This is a genomic window from Bradyrhizobium sp. (assembly GCF_035701725.1).
Taxonomy (GTDB): domain Bacteria; phylum Pseudomonadota; class Alphaproteobacteria; order Rhizobiales; family Xanthobacteraceae; genus Bradyrhizobium.
The window spans coordinates 31960-50661 of record NZ_DASSRP010000031.1 but is presented as its reverse complement, the minus strand read 5'-3'; the positions used below and the strand labels follow the sequence as shown (position 1 = coordinate 50661).

Annotated in this window: 15 protein-coding genes, 1 tRNA gene and 1 pseudogene; 6 read left to right on the top strand and 11 right to left on the bottom strand. The window is 62.4% G+C overall.

Going from position 1 to position 18702, the window contains the following annotated elements; all coding sequences use genetic code 11:
- The 3 genes and pseudogenes from VFL62_RS01895 to VFL62_RS01885 all read right to left on the bottom strand — a co-directional run.
- A pseudogene (locus VFL62_RS01895) lies at nucleotides 1-242 on the bottom strand (hypothetical protein); the annotation flags it as partial.
- Between the two features lie 161 nt (nucleotides 243-403).
- Nucleotides 404-2098, bottom strand: coding sequence for an FAD-dependent oxidoreductase (locus VFL62_RS01890; protein ID WP_325170683.1), 1695 nt, complete (start codon nucleotides 2096-2098; stop codon nucleotides 404-406).
- 92 nt (nucleotides 2099-2190) lie between these two features.
- Complete coding sequence (locus VFL62_RS01885) at nucleotides 2191-2388, bottom strand: hypothetical protein (protein WP_325170682.1); 198 nt, start codon at nucleotides 2386-2388, stop codon at nucleotides 2191-2193.
- A 205-nt stretch (nucleotides 2389-2593) separates the two neighbouring features.
- On the opposite strand from VFL62_RS01885, the gene VFL62_RS01880 reads away from it, so the two are divergent.
- The 4 genes from VFL62_RS01880 (at nucleotide 2594) to VFL62_RS01865 (ending at nucleotide 6034) form a co-directional block, all read left to right on the top strand.
- Nucleotides 2594-2668 (top strand) — tRNA-Thr (locus tag VFL62_RS01880).
- A gap of 472 nt (nucleotides 2669-3140) precedes the next feature.
- Nucleotides 3141-3869 carry an outer membrane protein gene (locus VFL62_RS01875; protein ID WP_325170681.1) on the top strand — a complete coding sequence of 243 codons (729 nt, stop codon included), beginning with the start codon at nucleotides 3141-3143 and terminating at the stop codon, nucleotides 3867-3869.
- Between the two features lie 150 nt (nucleotides 3870-4019).
- Complete coding sequence (locus VFL62_RS01870) at nucleotides 4020-5081, top strand: MBL fold metallo-hydrolase (protein WP_325170680.1); 1062 nt, start codon at nucleotides 4020-4022, stop codon at nucleotides 5079-5081.
- Nucleotides 5078-6034 carry a TAXI family TRAP transporter solute-binding subunit gene (locus VFL62_RS01865; protein WP_325170679.1) on the top strand — a complete coding sequence of 319 codons (957 nt, stop codon included), beginning with the start codon at nucleotides 5078-5080 and terminating at the stop codon, nucleotides 6032-6034. Before VFL62_RS01870 ends, VFL62_RS01865 begins: the two co-directional genes overlap by 4 nt.
- A gap of 3 nt (nucleotides 6035-6037) precedes the next feature.
- Here the strand turns inward: VFL62_RS01865 and VFL62_RS01860 are convergent, their stop codons facing one another.
- The 7 genes from VFL62_RS01860 to VFL62_RS01830 all read right to left on the bottom strand — a co-directional run bounded on the left by VFL62_RS01860 (nucleotide 6038) and on the right by VFL62_RS01830 (nucleotide 12603).
- On the bottom strand, nucleotides 6038-7138 hold the full coding sequence (locus tag VFL62_RS01860) for an amidohydrolase family protein (RefSeq protein WP_325170678.1): 1101 nt from the start codon (nucleotides 7136-7138) through the stop codon (nucleotides 6038-6040).
- Nucleotides 7139-7259: 121 nt separating this feature from the next.
- Nucleotides 7260-7988 carry an amino acid ABC transporter ATP-binding protein gene (locus tag VFL62_RS01855; protein WP_325170677.1) on the bottom strand — a complete coding sequence of 243 codons (729 nt, stop codon included), beginning with the start codon at nucleotides 7986-7988 and terminating at the stop codon, nucleotides 7260-7262.
- Nucleotides 7988-8674 carry an amino acid ABC transporter permease gene (locus tag VFL62_RS01850; protein ID WP_325170676.1) on the bottom strand — a complete coding sequence of 229 codons (687 nt, stop codon included), beginning with the start codon at nucleotides 8672-8674 and terminating at the stop codon, nucleotides 7988-7990. Before VFL62_RS01850 ends, VFL62_RS01855 begins: the two co-directional genes overlap by 1 nt.
- Nucleotides 8671-9399 (bottom strand): amino acid ABC transporter permease, encoded by a 729-nt coding sequence (locus tag VFL62_RS01845; protein ID WP_325170675.1) that lies wholly within the window; start codon nucleotides 9397-9399, stop codon nucleotides 8671-8673. Before VFL62_RS01845 ends, VFL62_RS01850 begins: the two co-directional genes overlap by 4 nt.
- Nucleotides 9400-9440: 41 nt before the next feature.
- Entirely contained in the window at nucleotides 9441-10343 is a 903-nt protein-coding gene (locus VFL62_RS01840; protein WP_325170674.1) for a transporter substrate-binding domain-containing protein, read from the bottom strand.
- A gap of 41 nt (nucleotides 10344-10384) precedes the next feature.
- Complete coding sequence (locus VFL62_RS01835) at nucleotides 10385-11716, bottom strand: aspartate aminotransferase family protein (RefSeq protein ID WP_325170673.1); 1332 nt, start codon at nucleotides 11714-11716, stop codon at nucleotides 10385-10387.
- On the bottom strand, nucleotides 11713-12603 hold the full coding sequence (locus VFL62_RS01830) for a MurR/RpiR family transcriptional regulator (RefSeq protein WP_325170672.1): 891 nt from the start codon (nucleotides 12601-12603) through the stop codon (nucleotides 11713-11715). Before VFL62_RS01830 ends, VFL62_RS01835 begins: the two co-directional genes overlap by 4 nt.
- A gap of 339 nt (nucleotides 12604-12942) precedes the next feature.
- Between VFL62_RS01830 and hemA the strand changes: the two genes are divergently transcribed.
- Both hemA and VFL62_RS01820 read left to right on the top strand, forming a co-directional pair.
- Nucleotides 12943-14169, top strand: coding sequence for a 5-aminolevulinate synthase (hemA, locus tag VFL62_RS01825; protein ID WP_325170671.1), 1227 nt, complete (start codon nucleotides 12943-12945; stop codon nucleotides 14167-14169).
- 192 nt (nucleotides 14170-14361) lie between these two features.
- On the top strand, nucleotides 14362-17865 hold the full coding sequence (locus tag VFL62_RS01820) for a hybrid sensor histidine kinase/response regulator (protein ID WP_325170670.1): 3504 nt from the start codon (nucleotides 14362-14364) through the stop codon (nucleotides 17863-17865).
- Between the two features lies 1 nt (nucleotide 17866).
- On the opposite strand, the gene VFL62_RS01815 is transcribed toward VFL62_RS01820, so the two are convergent.
- The gene (locus tag VFL62_RS01815; protein ID WP_325170669.1) at nucleotides 17867-18538 is read right to left on the bottom strand and encodes a response regulator transcription factor; all 672 of its coding nucleotides are present in this window, start codon (nucleotides 18536-18538) and stop codon (nucleotides 17867-17869) included.
- Between the last annotated feature and the right edge of the window lie 164 nt (nucleotides 18539-18702).

The following is an 18702-nucleotide window of genomic DNA, read 5'->3' as shown; positions in this document are numbered from 1 at the left end:
GCGATCGCGAGCAGCACCAGCGAGATGATCGCGATGATGTGCGAGGGCAGCAGCTTCTCGAACGGAAACATGAAGCCGGTGGCATTGGTGAGAATGGTGGTGATCAGGAAGATGGCGGTCATGCCCGGCATCGATTGCGACTTGAACAGCCCATACAAAACGATGAGGCCGGAGACGATTCCGATCAGACTGATGACGACATGCAGGACCGTAACTTCATGCAAACTTAGACCAAGCATCATGACGCGCTTCCCCCTGTTGGATCGCGCGATGCTACGGCCGATGACTGCAAATTGCTACAGGTTGCAGCGTCATGGCGTGACCCGTCTGCGCATAGCGCAATGACCGCGTCATGGAATTTTCGCCGGGCTGTCACCAAGACAGCGTCCAACAGGCAGCGGCCTCACAAGCTTGGCCGCGCGGAATCGTTGAGATAGCCGTGCAGCGCGGCGACGACCGCGGCGCCCTCGCCGATCGCGCCACCGACCCGCTTGACCGAGCCGGAACGGACGTCGCCGACGGCGAACACGCCGGGCACCGAGGTCTGAAGCGCCGATGTCGCAGCCGCCGCGCCGTTCGAGGCGCCGGTGACGACGAAGCCGGCCCGATCGACTTTCACGCCGCAGCCTTCGAGCCAGCCTGTCGCGGGATCGGCGCCGACGAACAGGAAAAGGTTGCGGGCATCAAACCGCATCTCTTCGGGCGCAAGGCGGCTGCGCCAACGCACGCGTTCAAGCGATGATTCTTTGGCGCCTTCGAGCCCGACGACCTCGGCATTGAAAATCAGTTCGATGTTGGGCGCCGCCTCGATGCGCTCGATCAGGTAGCGCGACATGCTGGCGCCCAGCCCGCCGCCGCGGATCACCATCTGAACCTTGCTGGCATGGCCCGACAGGAATACAGCGGCCTGGCCGGCGGAATTACCGCCGCCGACCAGAACCACCTGTTGCCGCGCGCAGAGGCTGGCCTCGATCGGCGAAGCCCAGTACCAAACGCCGCGCCCCTCATAATCGGCGAGGTTTTCGATTTCGGGACGCCGATAGCGTGCGCCGCTCGCGATCACGATGGCGCGCGAGCGCACCACGTCGCCGTTTTCAAGCGTCAGGCCGAAAACGCCATCGGCGCGCGAACAATCGAGCGATTTGACCTCGGTGGGGATCATGATCTCGGCGCCGAATTTTTGCGCCTGGTTGAAAGCGCGCGCCATCAGCGCATGTCCTGAAATACCGGTCGGAAAACCAAGGTAATTCTCGATCCGCGCGCTGGCGCCGGCCTGCCCGCCAAAGGCTCGCGTATCGCACACCGCCACCGACAAACCTTCGGAGGCCGCATAGACCGCCGTCGACAGCCCGGCGGGGCCCGAGCCGACGACGGCAACGTCGTAAACCTTGTCAGTTGCGACGGCGCGCACCATGCCGATGGCGCGCGCGAGCTCTGACTCGCGTGGATTGCGCAGCACCGTGCCATCGGGCACGACCACCAGCGGAAGCTCTTCCGGCAAGGGCCGATAACGCGCGATGACATCGGCGGCGTCGGCATCGACATGCGGGCACAGCAGATGGTGCGGGTAGCCGTTGCGCGAGAGAAAACCCTGAAGCCGGATGACGCCGGCGGAATTTCCGGGACCGATCAGCACGGGACCGCCGGCGCCGCCACGAATGAGGTTGACCCGCCGAAGGATCAAGGCGCGCATGATGCGCTCGCCGAGATCGGCCTCGGCCACCATCAACGCACGCAGCTTGGCCGGCGAGAGCAGCAAGGTCGTGACGTCGCCCTCGGCGTGACCGTCGACCAGCGCCGCCCGCTCCGATAACTGGCCGATCTCGGCAAGAAATTGCCCCGGTCCCTGATCGATGATCGGGGTCACGCGGCCAAGACCATCGTGATGGCTGATCGCGACATGGCCGGACAACACGACGAACAGCCCTGGGCCGACCTTGCCGGTCTCGAACAACGCTTCGCCGCTCTTATAGTGGCGCTCCTCGCCGAAATGGCGCATCCGCGCGATTTCCTCGGTGGTCAACACCGGAAAGGTCTGCTCGTAGCGCGGGAATGCACTGGCGAGGTTTGCCGGTCCGCTCGTTTCTTGTCCCAGCATGGCTTGCTCCGACATCACCTACCGCCTCATTTTGGGAACACGGACCGCTCGGCTCGATATTCTCCACCGATACGGCGACAGCAACCGGATATTTAGCCGGGGTTTTCCTCGTCGCCGTCGCGGATCACCTCATCAGAGGGCGATGGCGCCGGCGTGAAATCGCCGCGCCCTCGCGCTTGCGACTTTCTCCGCTTGAGATTTTCGCGCAATGCGAGCTTCAACCGTTCCCGGCGCGCCTGCTTGTCGCCCTGCCCGGCCGACCGACCACTGCCTTGCGGATCTTTTTGCATCGCTGACCTTGCCTCTCGCGCGATCAAATATCCGGCCTACTTTGGCGGAAACCGGGCCAAGCGCCCGCCAAAGCCGGAGGAACGCGCAAATTACGGCGATTTCGGCTTCCGCCGGGCCTTTCCCGTGCTTGCACGACCCCCGGCCTTGTGGCAAGGATCGGCCGCCTTGTAGGGCCTTTTTGGCCGATTCTCTGATCCGGGGCACGCTGCCGTAGCTCAGTGGTAGAGCACTCCATTGGTAATGGAGAGGTCGACAGTTCAATCCTGTCTGGCAGCACCAGTTATACCAACGACCTGCGGAACAAGATCGTCCGGCGCGCAAGATTCAAGCGTGCCGTGTCGATGACGGCTGATCGGCCTTGCAGGTGGTTTTCGTGCTTTCGCATGATCGCGGCTTTCTCGTTTCCATCAGCCGATGCGATCAAAACGCCCGGTATCCCGAAGCGCCCGTACCTTGGTGCGGCCAGTTCTGCGAACCCTCAAATCAAGCCAGCGCCGGTCAGATGCGAACGACAAATGGTTCCGATTGTTGCCGACTTGCTAATGACCCATGCCCGAAATTAAGCCTTCTTTAAAGCTTCATTAAGCCGTCACTAAGCATAAATTTCTGTTGTTCCCCAATATGTTGGGTTGTCCGCGAGTGTGGCGGATCGGTGACAGCTTTTTACCCAAAAGCTGTCTAAGTGCGCGCCATGGACGGCGCAGAATGCGCGCGGTCTCAAGAAACGGACTACTCTCTGGAGAACCAACAAATGAAGAAGTTTCTGCTTGCAACTGTGGCTCTCGTCGCCGTCGGCGCGACCGTGCCAGCACTGGCTGCCGATCTTGCGGCTCGCCCCCAATACACCAAGGCGCCGGCCTATGCCGCGCCGCTCTATAACTGGACCGGCTTCTACATCGGCGGCCACCTCGGCGGTGTGTTCTCGGACAACAGCAATTTCGGCGGTCTGACGACCGGCAACAACGGCAACGGCCGTTTCCTCGGCGGCGTGCAGGCTGGTGCCGACTACCAGTTCAACCCGAACTGGGTGGTTGGTGCGGAAGCCGCGTACTCCTGGATCGCGGGCAACAACGGCAGCGTCGTGTTCCCGAACGGTTCCACCTACACCAACAGCCAGCGCGGCCTCGGCTCGCTGACGGGCCGTATCGGCTACACCTGGGGTCCCGGGCTGCTCTACGTGAAGGGCGGCTATGCCTATTCCGACAACAACGAGTCGGTGACGGTCGGCGGCGTGCCTGCCGGGTTCGTGACCTCTAACGACCATCGCAACGGCTACACCGTCGGCGCCGGCCTGGAATACATGTTCACGCAGAACTGGTCGGGCAAGCTGGAGTATCAGTACTACAACTTCGGCAATGCGAGCTTCACCACCCCGGTCGCTCTGGCGCCGTTCGGCAGCTTCCGCACCGACGACCACGTCGTGAAGGCCGGCATCAACTACCGTTTCAACTGGGGAGGCCCGGTGGTCGCGAGGTACTGATCCTCGTCTGATCACTTGGAAAGAGAAAAGGCCGGCGTAGCGCCGGCCTTTTTAATTTGCGCCTTGCTCTGGCGGCATCGAATGGCGATTGTCTTCGCGCGCTGAGCCACCGATAGTGCACCGAAACTGACCAACGCGAACCGGACCGGAATGACTTCAAAGACAGAGGCGATGACTTCGTCCGCAGAAGCCCTGCGCTACCCCTGGGAAAGCCATCCGGGCGCCGATCAGGTCGTCGAAGTCATGCCGGGCCTGCTGTGGGTTCGCCTGAAACTGCCGTTTCGCCTCAACCATGTGAACATCTATCTGCTTGCCGACGGCGACGGCTGGGCGATGGTGGATTCCGGCTTCGGCAACGAGGAGACGATCGCGGCCTGGACCGCTTTGTTCGAAGGTCCGCTCGCTCACGTCCGGATCAGCCGCCTGATCGTCACCCATTCCCACCCCGATCATGTCGGTCTTGCCGGCTGGGTCGTCGAGCGCTTCGGCTGTCCATTGTTCATGTCGCAGGTCGAGTACCTGCAATCGGTCTATCACCAGAACCGCGGCACCGAAGAACGCAAGCAGGCACAGCGCCTGTTCTTCCGCCGCCACGGCATGGACGAAAACCTGACCGACAAGCTGCTCGGGCGCGGCCAGGATTATCTGAAACGGGTCTCGACCTTGCCGGCGTCCTATCGCCGCATTTCGCATGGCGACGAGATCTCGATCGGCACGCGCCGTTTCAAGGTGATTACCGGTGGCGGGCACGCGCTGGATCAGGTGATGCTTTACTGCGCCGCCGACAAGCTGTTTCTGTCGGCCGACCAGGTGTTGAGCAAGATTTCGCCCAACGTCAGCGTCTGGGCGGTCGAGCCCGAGCAGAATTCGCTCGGCGAATACCTGGCATCGCTCGCAAGCCTGACCACCACGCTGCCTTATGATCTGTTGGTGCTGCCCGGCCATGGCGTTCCGTTCTATGGCCTGAAGACGCGGATCAAGCAGCTTGCCGATCATCACGAGGAGCGCTGCCGGTTAATCGCAGATGCCTGCCGGGAGACGTCAAAGACTTCAGCGCAGCTCGTCCCCGTGGTGTTTCACAAGCACGTGCTGGACGAGCATCAGATGGGCTTTGCCGCCGGCGAACTGGTCGCCCATGTCAACTACATGCTGGTCGAGGGCCGCCTGACCGTCGAAGAAGTCGACGGCATGCTGCGCTTCAGAACGACATGATTTGCAGACCAAGAGTTCCAGCTTGCGGGCTGCTGGCTCTGATCGTGTGGTTCGCGACGGCGGCGATTGCGCAAACCACGGCGCCCGTGACCCTCATGACCGCTGGCGACGGCAGCGCCTTCCTGCCCTATGGCCAGGGCGTGGCCGCCTATCTCGCGAAGAAAGACATCCGCGTCGAGGTCAGGAAGAGCGGTGGCTCCAACGACAACCTGATGGCGGTAGATAGCACGCCAATGACGATCGGAACCGCGTTCATGGCATCGGCCTTTGAAGCCATCAACGGGACCGGCTTTGCGGCCGGACATCGCCATGAGAACGTGCGCGCGCTGTTTCCGATGTACGAGACATCGTTCCAGGTGGCGGCGCTGCGCTCAAGCGGCCTGCGCTCCCTCGCCGATCTCGACGGCAAGAAGGTCGGGGTCGGTCCGGCGCGCGGCCCGGCCGAAGGATTTTTCCGCGCCGCTGCCGAGGTCGCAAATGTCAAACCCATCATCGTCAATGGAGACCCGGCCGCGCTGTCTCGTCAGGTTCTCAATGGCGAGATTGATGCGCTGTGGCAGGGCGCGGTGGTGCCGATACCGTCCTTGACCGCGGTCGCCGATCAAGGCGATGCGATCGTATTCGGATTATCCGATGCAGAGGTCGCGGCAGTGCTCGGGAAACTGCCGGCGCTGTCGCCGACGACGATCCCGCCCGGCACCTATAAGGGGCAAGCGGGCGAAATCAAAAGCTTCTCGGCCTGGAACTTCGTGGTCGCCAACAAGGACCTTCCGGACGAGGTGGCCTACGCGATCACCAAGGCGGTTCTGTCGGCGGACGATCCGCGGTCGGACATTTACCCGACCGCATCGGGCACGCGCGCGGCCAATGCCGCCAACAACCGCATCGTGCCGTTTCATCCCGGCGCGCTGCGATTCTATCGTGAAGCCGGTATCGCGCTGCCCGCGCGTTGAGTTTCATGCTTCGAGATTGAACAGCTTCGCCGCAGTCCGGCCCAGGATGTCGGCCTTCTCGTCGTCGCTCAGCGAGGTCGACGCAAAGATGTGGTCGACCGGACTGAGCTGCCAGGGATACGGATAATCACTGCCGAGCATGATCTGGCTCGCGCCGACCTGCGCCGCCAGATGGCGGATCGCCTCCGGCGTGAACACCAGTGAATCGAAATAGATCTGCCGCAGATATTCCGTCGGCTTCTTCTTCAGCTTGATATCCGGATTGCATCCCTTCGGCCCGACGGTGCAGGGATGATCGGAGCGATCGGCATAAGACCCGAGATAGCCGCCGCCATGCGCCGCAATGATTTTCAGACCGGGGAAACGGTCGAGCGTGCCTTCGAAGATCAGATGCGACAACGCAATCGTCGTATCCAGGGGATTGCCGATGGTGTTGTCGAGCCAGCCGTTGCCGGCCAGCCGGTTCTTAAGTTCAGGAATGCCGCGCGGGTGAATGAAGAGCGGCGCACCGAGCTCTTCCGCCTTGACCCAAACGGGATGGAATTTCGGGTCCGAAAAATCAACGCCGTTGACGGAGCCGCCGATCGCAGCGCCCTTCAGGCCCTGCTTCTTCACCGCGGACTCGAGTTCCCGGACGGCCAGATCGGGGGCCTGCAACGTAAGTGAAGCAAACGCCGCGAACCGGTCCGAATGCGCGGCGCAGAATTCGGCGAGTTTCTCGTTCTGGATCTTGACGACTTGCGCAGCGAGATCGCGCTCCTTGTCGTACCAGAACGGATTGATCGACAGGATCTCCATGTCGACGGCCTGCGCGTCCATCGCAGCGAGCCGCTGCTTCAGATCGATGAAGGTTTCTTCGGCCCCATTGATCGGTCCAGCCTGGCGGCGGTGCCCCTCCTCGCCGAGCAGCGCACCTGCCTCGTGGAAATTGCAATGCGCGTGCACATCGACGGTCTTGACCCGTTTGCCATTGACGCTGACGGGGAGTTTGTGGCGCACCGGCTCCTCGGCACGGACGCCGTGCAACAATCCGCAGCCACAAAAAATGATGCCGGTGGCCGCAGCCGCTGTCCCGGTTTTGAGAAAATCGCGGCGCGTCGTCATGATGTTTGCTCCCATGATTTTGTTGGGCCCGCCTTTCGCAAGCCGGCCGCCTTGATGGCGGACTTGGGAGCGATCGTAGAATAGGGCGTGGCCCGCGGGCAAGTCGCCCGGCGCTCAATCGTCAGTGCTTGAGAATCCGGGCGAGAAACGCTTTGGCACGTTCGGATTGCGGCGCGTTGAAAAACTGGACCGCGTCCGCCGTCTCGACGATTTCGCCGCCATCCATGAACAGGACGCGGTTGGCGACGTTGCGGGCAAAGCCCATCTCATGGGTGACGCAGATCATGGTCATGCCCTGTTTGGCCAGCGACGTCATGACGTCCAGCACCTCGTTGACCATCTCGGGGTCGAGTGCCGAGGTCGGCTCGTCGAACAGCATCACTTCGGGATCGAGCGCCAGCGCACGTGCAATCGCCACGCGCTGCTGCTGGCCGCCGGACAATTGCGCCGGGTATTTCGTGATGTGGCCGGAGAGACCGACCCGCGCGAGCAACGCCCGCGCCTTCTCCTCGGCAACAGCCTTCGGACGCTTCAGGACCTTGGTCTGCGCGATCGTCACATTGCTGAGCACGGTCAGATGCGGAAACAGCTCGAAGCTCTGGAATACCATGCCGACCGAACGGCGCAGCGCCGCCATATGGATGACGCCGGGCGCGAGACGAAAATCGCCGACCTTGATCTCACCGGCGTCGATGGTCTCAAGCCCATTCACGGTCTTGATCAGCGTGCTCTTGCCCGAACCCGACGGCCCGCAGATCACCACCACTTCGCCGCGGGCAACTTGCGCATTGCAGTCCTTCAAAACTTGAAACGTGCCGTACGACTTCGAAACATGGCTGATCGAGATCATCAGCGCCCTCCATAGGCGAGACGGCCTTGCAGACGTTTGACGAGCTGCGAGGCGCTGTAACAGAACAGGAAATAGATGACGCCGACGGTCAGATACATTTCGACCAGACTTCCGTCGCGCTGGGCGATCTTGGTGGCTGCACCCAAGAGGTCGGTCGCCGAAATGACGTAAACCAGCGAGGTGTCCTGGAACAGGATAATGGTCTGGGTCAGCAGTATCGGCAGCACGTTGCGGATCGCCTGCGGAAAGAGAATGTAGACGTAGGCGTGAAACTTGGAGAGCCCGAGCGCCTCGCAGGCCGCATACTGGCCGCTTGAAATCGAGCGGAAACCGGCGCGCACGATCTCGGCGTAATAGGCCGCTTCGAACAGCACGAATGTCATGTAGATCGTCAGCGACGCGCCGACCGCAACCGGGCGGCCGCCATTGGTCAGCCAGCCGATCGCCCACGGGACCAGAAAGAAGACCCAGAAGATCACCATGATCAGCGGGATCGAACGCATCACGTTGATGTAGGCGGTTGCAAACGTCGAAAGCAGCCGATTGTTCGACAGCCGCGCGACCGCGAGCAGACTGCCGAACACGATGCCGCCGGCGACGCCGACGATCGTGATCTGGATCGTGAACAAAAGGCCCGACAGCAGAAACGGCGCAACTGACATGATGCCGGACAGATCGACCTTCATTTCCGCGCGCTCCCGCTGACGAGGCTCGGCAGCTGCACGGCGCGCTCGATCCAGTACATCAGCAACCAGGCCAGCATCGCGATCACGAGATAGACCAGGGTGACGACGCCGTAGGCCTCGAAGGTGCGGAAAGTATTCTCGTTGATCTCGCGCGCCGTCGCGGTCAGCTCGACGAGCCCGATGGTCAGGGCGACCGAGGTGTTCTTGAAGATCGTCATGAACTCGTTGGTCAGCGTCGGCAGGATGATGCGAAACGCCTGCGGCAACAGGATCAAGCGATAGAGGCCGGCGGGGCCGAAGCCGAGCGCGGCGGCGGCGGCGCTCTGCCCGGCCGGGAGCGCCTGCACGCCGGCGCGGACCTGTTCGGCGATCCGCGCCGCCGTGAACAGACCCAAACAGATCAGCGCCGGGACGAAGCTGCCCCATGGCGGATCCATCTGCTTGATCGCAAGCCCGATTCGTTGCGGCAGGATTTCCGGCAGCACGAAGTACCAGAAGAACATCTGCACCAGCAGCGGAATATTGCGAAAGGTCTCGACATAGACCCGGCCGAGTTTCGGCCAAATGCCGCCCTTGAAGGTCCGCGCCACGCCGACCAGCGTACCGACGACGAGCGCGATGGCCCAGGCGCCTAGCGCCAGCGACAGGGTCCAGACAAGACCGTTCAGGATCCAGTCGATGTATCGGCTAACCCCGTCAGGCGCGGTCTCGAACAGCAAGGACACCGATGTCCTCCCCGATCAGCGCCTGTCTGGACCCGCACCCGTCATTGGCCGATCGCCTTGTCGCTCGGGTTCTTGATCAACGCTTTCAGCCCATCCGACTGCTGAAATTTGAGATTGATGTTCTTCGGCGGAATCGGACTCTCGAACCACTTGGCGTAGAGCTTGTCGTAGAGGCCGGACTTCATGGCGCCGACCAGCGCATCGTCGACCAGCTTTTTGAACTCCGGATCGCCCTTGGCCATCATCACCCCGTAGGGATCGCTTGGATAAGCGTCGGAGAGAAACACGAAATTATCCGGCGAGCCGGCATTGGCTTTGAGCCCGGCCAGCAGGATGTCGTCTTCCATGAAGGCACTGGCGCGGCCGGTCTCGACCAACAGAAAGGACTCGGCGTGGTCCTTGCCTTGCAGGATCTTCATGCCGAGATTCTTCTCGGTATTGAGCTTGGCGACGAATTGGGCGGTGTTGGTGCCCTGCGTGACGACCACGGCCTTGCCCTTGAGGTCGTCAGTGCTCTTCAGATCCGAGGATTTCAGCGCAAGCCATTTGAACTGCGGCGCGTAGAAGATCACGGAATAAGCGACTTCCTGCTGACGAGCGATGGTGTTGGCCGTCGAGCCGCACTCGATATCGACGGTGCCGTTCTTCACCAGCGGAATGCGGTTCGACGAATTGACCGCCTGATAGGCGATCTTGAGATCGGGCTTGTTCAGCCTCTCCTTGACTTTGGCGACAACGAGGTCACACAGCTCGAGCGAAAACCCGATCGGCTTCTGGTTGTTGTCGAGATAGGAGAACGGCACCGAGGAATCGCGATGGCCGATCGTGATGGTACCGGCGTCCTTGATCTTTTGCAGCGTCGGGCTGAGGCTTTCGGCTGAGGCCGAAGCCGGTGCGAAGGCCAACAGGCACAGCGCGGCAAGACCGATGGTCATTGTCTTCATGATGGACTCCCCTCCTACAAAACTCTGGATCTGGCGCACCCTCATTTGACGGCCGCGACGGCGGCGTCGACGGCGTCGCCCAGCCGTTCGACGATGGTATCGATCTGCTCTTTGTTCACGATGAAAGGCGGCGCGATCAGAACGTGATCGCCGGTCGTACCATCGATGGTGCCGCCCATCGGATAGACCATCAGGCCGCGCGCCATGGCTTCACGCTTGACGGCCGCGTTGATCTTCAATTCCGCCGCAAAAGGCTTCTTGGAGTCGACCTCGGACACCAGCTCGACGCCGCGAAACAATCCGCGGCCGCGGATATCGCCAACATGATGATGGTTGGCAAAGCGCTCCTCGAGACGTCGCTGCAGGTGAGCGCCCATGGCGACAACATTGTCGAGCAGGTGATCGCGGCGCAGCACGTCCTGCACCGCCAGTCCCGCGGCGGCCGCCATCGGATGACCCATGTAAGTGTGGCCGTGCTGGAAAAAGCCGGAGCCTTTCGAAAACGCTTCGAAAATCCTGCTGCTCAGAAGCGTCGCTCCGACCGGCTGATAGCCGCCGCCGAGCCCCTTGGCGATCGCCATCAAGTCGGGCGCGATGCCGTCCTGTTCGCAGGCGTGCAGCGTTCCGGTGCGACCCATGCCGCACATGACTTCATCGAGAATCAGCAGCACGCCATAGCGGTCGCAGATCGCGCGGATACGCTTGAAATAGTCGGCCACCGGCGGCACGGCGCCGGAGGTCGCGCCGACGACGGTTTCGGCGACGAAGGCAATGACCGTATCCTTGCCGAGCTCGAGAATCTTGTCCTCAAGCTGTTGCGCAGCCCGCGCCGCGTAATCGGCATCGCTCTCGCCGGCTTTCTGCCAGCGATAGGCATAGCAGGGATCGATGTGATGGGTTTCGATCAGAAGCGGACGGAACTGCGCGCGGCGCCACTCGTTGCCGCCGGTTGCCAGCGCCCCCAGCGTGTTGCCGTGATAACTCTGGCGGCGCGCGATGATATGCCGCCGTTGCGGCTCGCCCTTCTCGACGAAATATTGCCGCGCCATTTTCAATGCGGCCTCGATCGCTTCCGAGCCGCCGCTGACCAGATAGACGTGATCGATGCCTTTGGGCGCGGTCTCGACCAGGCGGTCGGCGAGTTGTTCAGCGACTTCCGTGGTGAAAAATCCGGTGTGCGCATAAGCGAGCTTGTCGAGCTGCTTGTGCAGGGCGGCGATCACATCGGGATGACCGTGACCAAGGCATGACACCGCCGCGCCGCCGGAGGCATCGATGTAGCTCTTGCCATCCTTGTCGAAGAGCTCGATGCCCTTGCCGCCGACGGCGACGGGCATTTTGGCATTGGCGGAACGATGAAGAATGTGGGTCATGTCGGCTTCTTGTTTGGTCTGCTTTTGAGATGAGTGTTGAGAGCGGCGAGATGCCCGTCCGAATGGCGCAGCGAGGCGAGCGCGGCCTCGCCGCCACGGCCGGCTACGATCGCCCCTAACACCTCGGCAACGGCAAAGGCCGGCGACATCGCGTGAAAGAATGAGGGACTCTCGGTCGAAACCAGCACGGCATGCTGGGCGATCTGCGCCAACGGCGCGACTTCGCTGTCCGTGATCGCGACCACCGCGACACCTTGCGCAACCGCATATTCGGCCAATTCGATGGTGAGGCGCGTGTACGGCATCACGCTGACGACCAACAGCACGTCCCTGTTGGTGGCACGCGCCAGCGCATCGGAACCGGTCGCACCGATGCCATCGATATGAACCGAACGGTCGCCGACCAGTGTCAGCACATAATGAAGGTGCCAGGCGATGGAATGGCTCGACCTCAGCCCTAAGCAATAGATCCGGCGTGCGGAAGCCAGTGCTTTCGCCGTACTGACCAGACGCTCGAGACTGGCAGGCATCGCCAACTTTTGAATCTGTTGGCCGATCGAGCCCAATATGTCCGCGGCCAGCGCCTTGTCGCCTTTCAGTTTCTGGCTGATGACCTGAACGCCGGCCTTGCCGGCGAAACCAAGGTCGCCATCGCGGACCGCCGCGGCATATAGCTCGCGCACTTCCTCATAGCCGTCCATGCCGAGACGCTTGGCAAGCCGCGTCATGGTCGCCGGCTGCACGCCGGCCTGCCGCGCCTGTTCGCGCATCGACAGCAAGGCCACGTCGCGCGGCCGATCGAGCACGTAACGCGCGCCAGCCTGCAACTGGGCAGGCATGTCATCGAAGCTGCGGATGATGCGTTCGGTCAGCGGGCCACGATCCATGGACCGATCCTAGGCCGCAGTCCCGCGTCTTTGCAACAACTGTTTCAAAAACTTCGATTTCAATTCATATGGATCGTGGGGAGACCGTGGGGGCGCTTTGGCGGCAACGCCGCACGCCGGTATGCATTGTCCTTGCGAAAGGGGCTTGGTTTTAGAAAAGCTTGAGGAAGCGCCGTGGCTTAGCCGCGACGCTGGGCAGAACCGAATGTCGGTCCCGCCCAAACTTGATCGAAATCAAGGTCTTCCGTCTTCCGCCGGTGTTCGATTACGGCTCGACATCGATTATAGAAACCCTCTAAAACAGTGCTCGCTTGCGCACCCAAGGTTCCAGGTTCCGCGATGGATTACAGCCAATTTTTCCGTACCGCCCTCAACCGCTTGCATGATGAACGGCGGTACCGTGTTTTTGCCGATCTGGAACGTGTCGCCGGCCGTTTCCCGCACGCGGTGTGGCATTCGCCGAAAGGCCCCCGCAACGTCGTGATCTGGTGCTCCAACGATTATCTCGGCATGGGCCAGCATCCGAAGGTGGTCGGCGCGATGGTGGAGACCGCGACCCGCGTCGGCACCGGCGCCGGTGGCACCCGCAACATCGCCGGCACCCATCACCCGCTGGTGCAGCTCGAGCATGAGCTCGCCGACCTCCACGGCAAGGAGGCGGCGCTGCTGTTCACGTCCGGCTACGTCTCCAACCAGACCGGTATTGCGACCATCGCCAAGCTCGTTCCGAACTGCCTCATTCTCTCCGATGCCCTCAACCACAATTCGATGATCGAAGGCATTCGCGGGGCCGGCTGTGAACGGCAGATCTTCCGGCACAGCGACATGGCGCATCTGGAAGAACTGTTGCGCGCAAGCGGCGACCGGCCGAAGCTGATCGCCTGCGAAAGTCTTTATTCGATGGACGGCGATATCGCGCCGCTGTCGAAAATCTGCGATCTGGCCGAGAAATACGGCGCCATGACCTATGTCGACGAGGTGCACGCCGTCGGCATGTACGGCCCGCGTGGCGGCGGCATTGCCGAGCGTGACGGCGTCATGCACCGCATCGATATCCTGGAAGGCACCCTCGCCAAGGCGTTCGGCTGTCTCGGCGGCTATATCGCCGGCAGCGCCGAAATGGTCGACGCGGTGCGTTCCTATGCGCCGGGCTTCATCTTTACCACCGCGTTGCCGCCCGCGATCTGCTCGGCGGCCACCGCCGCGATCCGGCACCTGAAGACCTCGAATTGGGAGCGCGAGCGCCATCAGGAGCGCGCGGCCCGCACCAAGGCGATCCTGACCGCCGCTGGCCTGCCGGTGATGTCCAGCGACACCCATATCGTGCCGCTGTTCGTCGGCGACCCCGAAAAGTGCAAGCGCGCCTCCGACCTGCTGCTGGAGGAGCACGGCATCTACATCCAGCCGATCAACTATCCCACCGTTGCCAAGGGCACTGAGCGCCTGCGGATCACCCCGTCGCCCTATCACGACGATGCGGTAATCGATCAGCTGGCCGACGCGCTGTTGCAGGTCTGGGAACAGCTCGACCTGCCGCTCCGGCAGAAGTCGCTGGCGGCGGAATAACCTTAATCCGCCGATCGGCGCTCGATTTCGGCCGCAAAACCGTCTGGCAGCGTGCGTTGCCAGCCTGGTCCGGCTATAATTCTCCCTCGAACACGCGCTTCAGCGCGGAACCGGAGCGTATCGGTTGCGCATGATCGTTCCGGAATACCGCTAAAGGCTTTCCGGATCATGGGCGAGGGAGAATAAGCAGCGATGCTGCACGACTGGAGCGTGATCGCAGCCGCCTTCGGCTACATCGGCTTCCTGTTCTTCGTGGCGAGTTACGGCGACCGCCTCTCGCCGGCGCAGCGCGGGCGCGCCAGCGCGCTGATTTATCCGCTCTCGCTTGCGATCTATTGCACCTCCTGGACCTTCTTCGGCTCGGTCGGATTTGCCACCCGCACCAGCGTCGACTTCCTGGCGATTTATGTCGGTCCGATCCTGATGATCGGTTTCTGCACGCCGCTGCTGCGCCGCGTCATCAAGCTCGCAAAGTCGCAGAACATCACCTCGATCGCCGATTTCATCGCCGCCCGCTATGGCAAGAGCCAGGCTGTCGCCGCCACCGTGGCGCTGATCGCCATTATCGGCTCGGTGCCTTATATCGCCCTTCAGCTCAAGGCCGTCGCCTCCTCGCTCGAAACCATCCTGATCGACGAACAGGCCGTCTCCTCGATCCCGATCATCGGCGACATCGCCCTGACCGCAACGCTGGCAATGTCGGCCTTCGCCGTGCTGTTCGGCACCCGCCAGACCGACGCGACCGAACACCAGCACGGCCTGATGCTGGCGATCGCGACCGAATCCATCGTCAAGCTCGTCGCCTTCATCGCCGCGGGCGCCTTCGTCACCTTCTGGATGTTCTCGCCGCACGAACTGATCGAGCGCGCGATGAAAACGCCCGAGGCCGTACGCGCCATCGCATACGTGCCGTCGATCGGCAATTTCCTCACCATGACGCTGCTGTCTTTCTGCGCGATCATGCTGCTGCCGCGCCAATTCCACGTCAGCGTGGTGGAGAACTCGACGCCTGCGGAAGTCAATCGCGCGCGCTGGCTGTTTCCGACCTATCTGGTCGCGATCAACCTGTTCGTGATTCCGATCGCGCTTGCCGGTCTCATCATGTTCCCGTTCGGCGCCGTGGACTCCGACATGTACGTGCTGGCGCTTCCGGTGGAGGGCGATGCACCGCTGCTGAGCGTCGCGGTGTTCGTCGGCGGCCTGTCGGCGGCGACCGCGATGGTGATCGTGGAGAGCGTCGCGCTCTCGGTCATGGTCTCGAACGACATCATCATGCCGCTGGTGCTGCAGCGCCGGCGCGGCGACGGCCGGCAGGATTTCGGCCGTTTCCTGCTCGGCGCCAGGCGCTTTGCGATCTTCGCCATCATGGCGATGGCGTATTTCTATTACCGCGCGCTGGGCGAAGCTCAGCTCGCCGCGATCGGACTCTTGTCGTTTGCGGCCATCGCGCAGCTCGCGCCGGCGTTTTTCGGCGGACTGTTCTGGCAGCGCGCCACCGCCCGCGGCGCCATGGGCGGCATGCTCGCCGGTTTCGCGATGTGGGGGTACACGCTGTTCCTGCCGAGCTTTCTGGACGGGACGCCGGCGGGGCTGGCTTTCCTGCAAAACGGTCCGCTCGGGATCGAAACGCTGCGTCCGCAGGCTTTGTTGGGCTCCAACCTGCCGCAGCTTCTACATGGCGTATTGTGGTCGCTCTCGCTCAACGTCCTGACCTATGTGCTGCTGTCGCTTTCGCGCCGGCCGTCCTCGATCGAACGAATGCAGGCGGATCTGTTCGCGCCGAGCGTCCTGACGCCGATGACGCCGACCTTCCGCCGCTGGCGCACCACCGTCACCGTACAGGACATCCAGAGTACGGTGGCGCAATATCTCGGGCCTGACCGCGCGCGGGAATCCTTCGAGGCCTTTGCGACCACCCACAACCTCCATCTGACGCCCTCGGCGCCTGCCGATTTCGAACTGCTGCAGCACGCCGAACACCTGATCGCCTCATCGATCGGCGCGGCGTCATCGCGCCTTGTGATGTCGCTACTGTTGCGCAAGCGCACGGTTTCCGCCAAGGCCGCGCTGAAGCTGCTGGACGACTCGCACGCCGCCCTGCACTTCAACCGCGAGATCCTGCAGACCGCGCTCAACCATGTGCGGCAAGGCATTGCCGTGTTCGATGCCGATCTGCAACTGATCTGCTCGAACAGGCAGTTCGGCGACATCCTGGGGCTGACGCCGCATCTGGTGCAGATCGGAATTCCGCTCAGGGAAATCCTCGAATACATGACCGCGATTGCGCCTTCGGAATTCGATGACAAGGACATGGTCGTCGAGCGGCGGCTGAAGGCCTATACGACCGAGGGCGAGCCGTATCTCGAGCGCCTGGCCGACCGCCACATGGTGATCGAAGTGCGTTCCAACCGGATGCCCGGCGGCGGCCTCGTCATCACGTTCTCCGACGTCACGCCTTCATTCGAAGCGGCCGAAGCACTGGAGCGCGCCAATGCCACGCTGGAAAAGCGCGTCCGCGACCGTACTGAGGAATTGACGCGCCTGAACTCGGAACTAGCGCTGGCGAAAAGCACCGCCGAGGACGCCAGCATCTCGAAGACACGTTTTCTCGCCGCCGCCAGCCACGACATCCTGCAACCGCTGAACGCGGCAAGGCTCTACGTGACGAGCCTCGTCGAACGCCAGAACGGCGGCGAAGATTCCAGGCTGGTCGAAAACATCGACGATTCGCTCGAGGCAATCGAAGAAATCCTCGGCGCGCTGCTGGACATATCGCGGCTCGATGCCGGCGCCATGACGACCTCGCTCACCAATTTCAAGATTGGCGATTTGATGCGCTCGCTCGAAATCGAGTTTGCTCCGATCGCGCGCGCCAAGGGGCTGAAACTGACCTTCGTGCCCTGCTCGCTGCCGGTGCAATCGGATCGTCTGCTGCTGCGGCGCCTGTTGCAGAACCTGATTTCCAACGCGATCAAATATACCCCGCGCGGCCGCGTTCTGGTCGGATGCCGCCGCCGCGGCCAATCCGTGCGGATCGGCATCTATGATACCGGCGTCGGCATTCCTGTGCAGAAGCGCGGCGAAATTTTCAAAGAGTTCCACCGCCTAGAGCAGGGAGCGCGGATTGCGCGCGGCTTGGGCTTGGGCCTGTCGATCGTCGAGCGGCTCGCGCGTGTACTCGGCCACGGCATCGCGCTGGATTCCGTCGCCAGCGGCGGCTCGCTGTTCTCGGTGACGGTGCCGACCGCCGCAGCCGTCAACCACACCGCTGCGGTCACCAGCGCGACGCCGCTGGCGAAAACGCCGATGGCAGGCACCTTGATCGTCTGCATCGAAAACGATGCTGCGATCCTCGACGGCATGAAAACCCTGCTCAGCGGCTGGGACGCCGAAGTCATTGCGGTGGCGGATCCGGAGGCGGCGATCGAGGCGATCGAGGCGGCAAACAAGCGCGCCACCGGACTTCTGGTCGACTATCACCTCGACCGCGGCAACGGGCTGGCCGCGATCCGCGATATCCGCAAGAAATTCGGCGAGACGATTCCGGCCATTCTGATTACGGCTGACCGCAGCCCGCATGTTCGCGCCGCCGCGCGCGAGGAGAATGTCGCCGTGCTGAACAAACCGGTGAAACCGGCCTCGCTGCGCGCGCTGGTCGGACAGTGGCGCACCCAGCAGATGGTGGCGGCGGAGTAAATCAGGGTTGCGGAGCCGTGCCTTGCCGCCACTGGCCGCCGGCAATCTTGGCCGCAGCGATCACCGCCTGCGTTCGGCTTTCGACACCGAGCTTCTGCAGGATCGCCGAGACGTGCGCCTTGATGGTCGCCTCCGACACGCCAAGTTCATAGGCGATCTGCTTGTTGAGCAGACCTTCTGACAGCATCATCAATACCCGCACCTGCTGCGGGGTCAGCGTCACCAGGCGGTCGCGCAGCCGCGCCAGTTCCGGATCGGTCTGCGAGGACAGGTCGGTGTCCGCAGGCACCCAGACGTCGCCGCTCAGAACCTTCATGATGGCATCGCGAAGCGTATCCACGCCAAATCGCTTGGGAATGAACCCTGAAGCGCCGAAATCGAGCGACTGGCGGATGGTTCCGCCGTCGTCACTGGCCGAGACAATGACAACCGGAATCGCCGGAAACTGCGCCCGCAGGTATATCAGTCCGGAGAAGCCGGAGATTCCCGGCATCGTCAGGTCGAGCAGCACCAAATCGACGTCCGAATCCCGGTCGAGCTGCGCGGTCAGCTCCTCAAAACTGCCGGCTTCGTCGATTTTCGCCGATGGCACCACGCTCGCCACCGCCTGACGAAGTGCGTCGCGGAACAATGGATGATCATCGGCGATCACAAGGTGGGTGGCAGCAGTCATCTATTGCTTGCAATGGGTTAGGTTGGCCGCGTTGCTTTCCGTGTAGCGGTTTGCTTTTCGATTGTCCTGCGGCCTACGATCGCACGCAAGAGGTGGTACGCCACCATGCGAAATGGCGGTTAATTCCGCGACCTGGTGCGGCGCAAAAGCCTTAAGGGACCGAC

Bases quoted from the DNA above. Each gene is read 5' to 3' on its own strand.
- VFL62_RS01890 (WP_325170683.1), bottom strand. From the start codon at position 2,098: ATGCTGGGACAAGAAACGAGCGGACCGGCAAACCTCGCCAGTGCATTC.
- VFL62_RS01885 (WP_325170682.1), bottom strand. From the start codon at position 2,388: ATGCAAAAAGATCCGCAAGGCAGTGGTCGGTCGGCCGGGCAGGGCGAC.
- VFL62_RS01875 (WP_325170681.1), top strand. From the start codon at position 3,141: ATGAAGAAGTTTCTGCTTGCAACTGTGGCTCTCGTCGCCGTCGGCGCG.
- VFL62_RS01870 (WP_325170680.1), top strand. From the start codon at position 4,020: ATGACTTCAAAGACAGAGGCGATGACTTCGTCCGCAGAAGCCCTGCGC.
- VFL62_RS01865 (WP_325170679.1), top strand. From the start codon at position 5,078: ATGATTTGCAGACCAAGAGTTCCAGCTTGCGGGCTGCTGGCTCTGATC.
- VFL62_RS01860 (WP_325170678.1), bottom strand. From the start codon at position 7,138: ATGACGACGCGCCGCGATTTTCTCAAAACCGGGACAGCGGCTGCGGCC.
- VFL62_RS01855 (WP_325170677.1), bottom strand. From the start codon at position 7,988: ATGATCTCGATCAGCCATGTTTCGAAGTCGTACGGCACGTTTCAAGTT.
- VFL62_RS01850 (WP_325170676.1), bottom strand. From the start codon at position 8,674: ATGAAGGTCGATCTGTCCGGCATCATGTCAGTTGCGCCGTTTCTGCTG.
- VFL62_RS01840 (WP_325170674.1), bottom strand. From the start codon at position 10,343: ATGAAGACAATGACCATCGGTCTTGCCGCGCTGTGCCTGTTGGCCTTC.
- VFL62_RS01835 (WP_325170673.1), bottom strand. From the start codon at position 11,716: ATGACCCACATTCTTCATCGTTCCGCCAATGCCAAAATGCCCGTCGCC.
- VFL62_RS01830 (WP_325170672.1), bottom strand. From the start codon at position 12,603: ATGGATCGTGGCCCGCTGACCGAACGCATCATCCGCAGCTTCGATGAC.
- hemA (WP_325170671.1), top strand. From the start codon at position 12,943: ATGGATTACAGCCAATTTTTCCGTACCGCCCTCAACCGCTTGCATGAT.
- VFL62_RS01820 (WP_325170670.1), top strand. From the start codon at position 14,362: ATGCTGCACGACTGGAGCGTGATCGCAGCCGCCTTCGGCTACATCGGC.
- VFL62_RS01815 (WP_325170669.1), bottom strand. From the start codon at position 18,538: ATGACTGCTGCCACCCACCTTGTGATCGCCGATGATCATCCATTGTTC.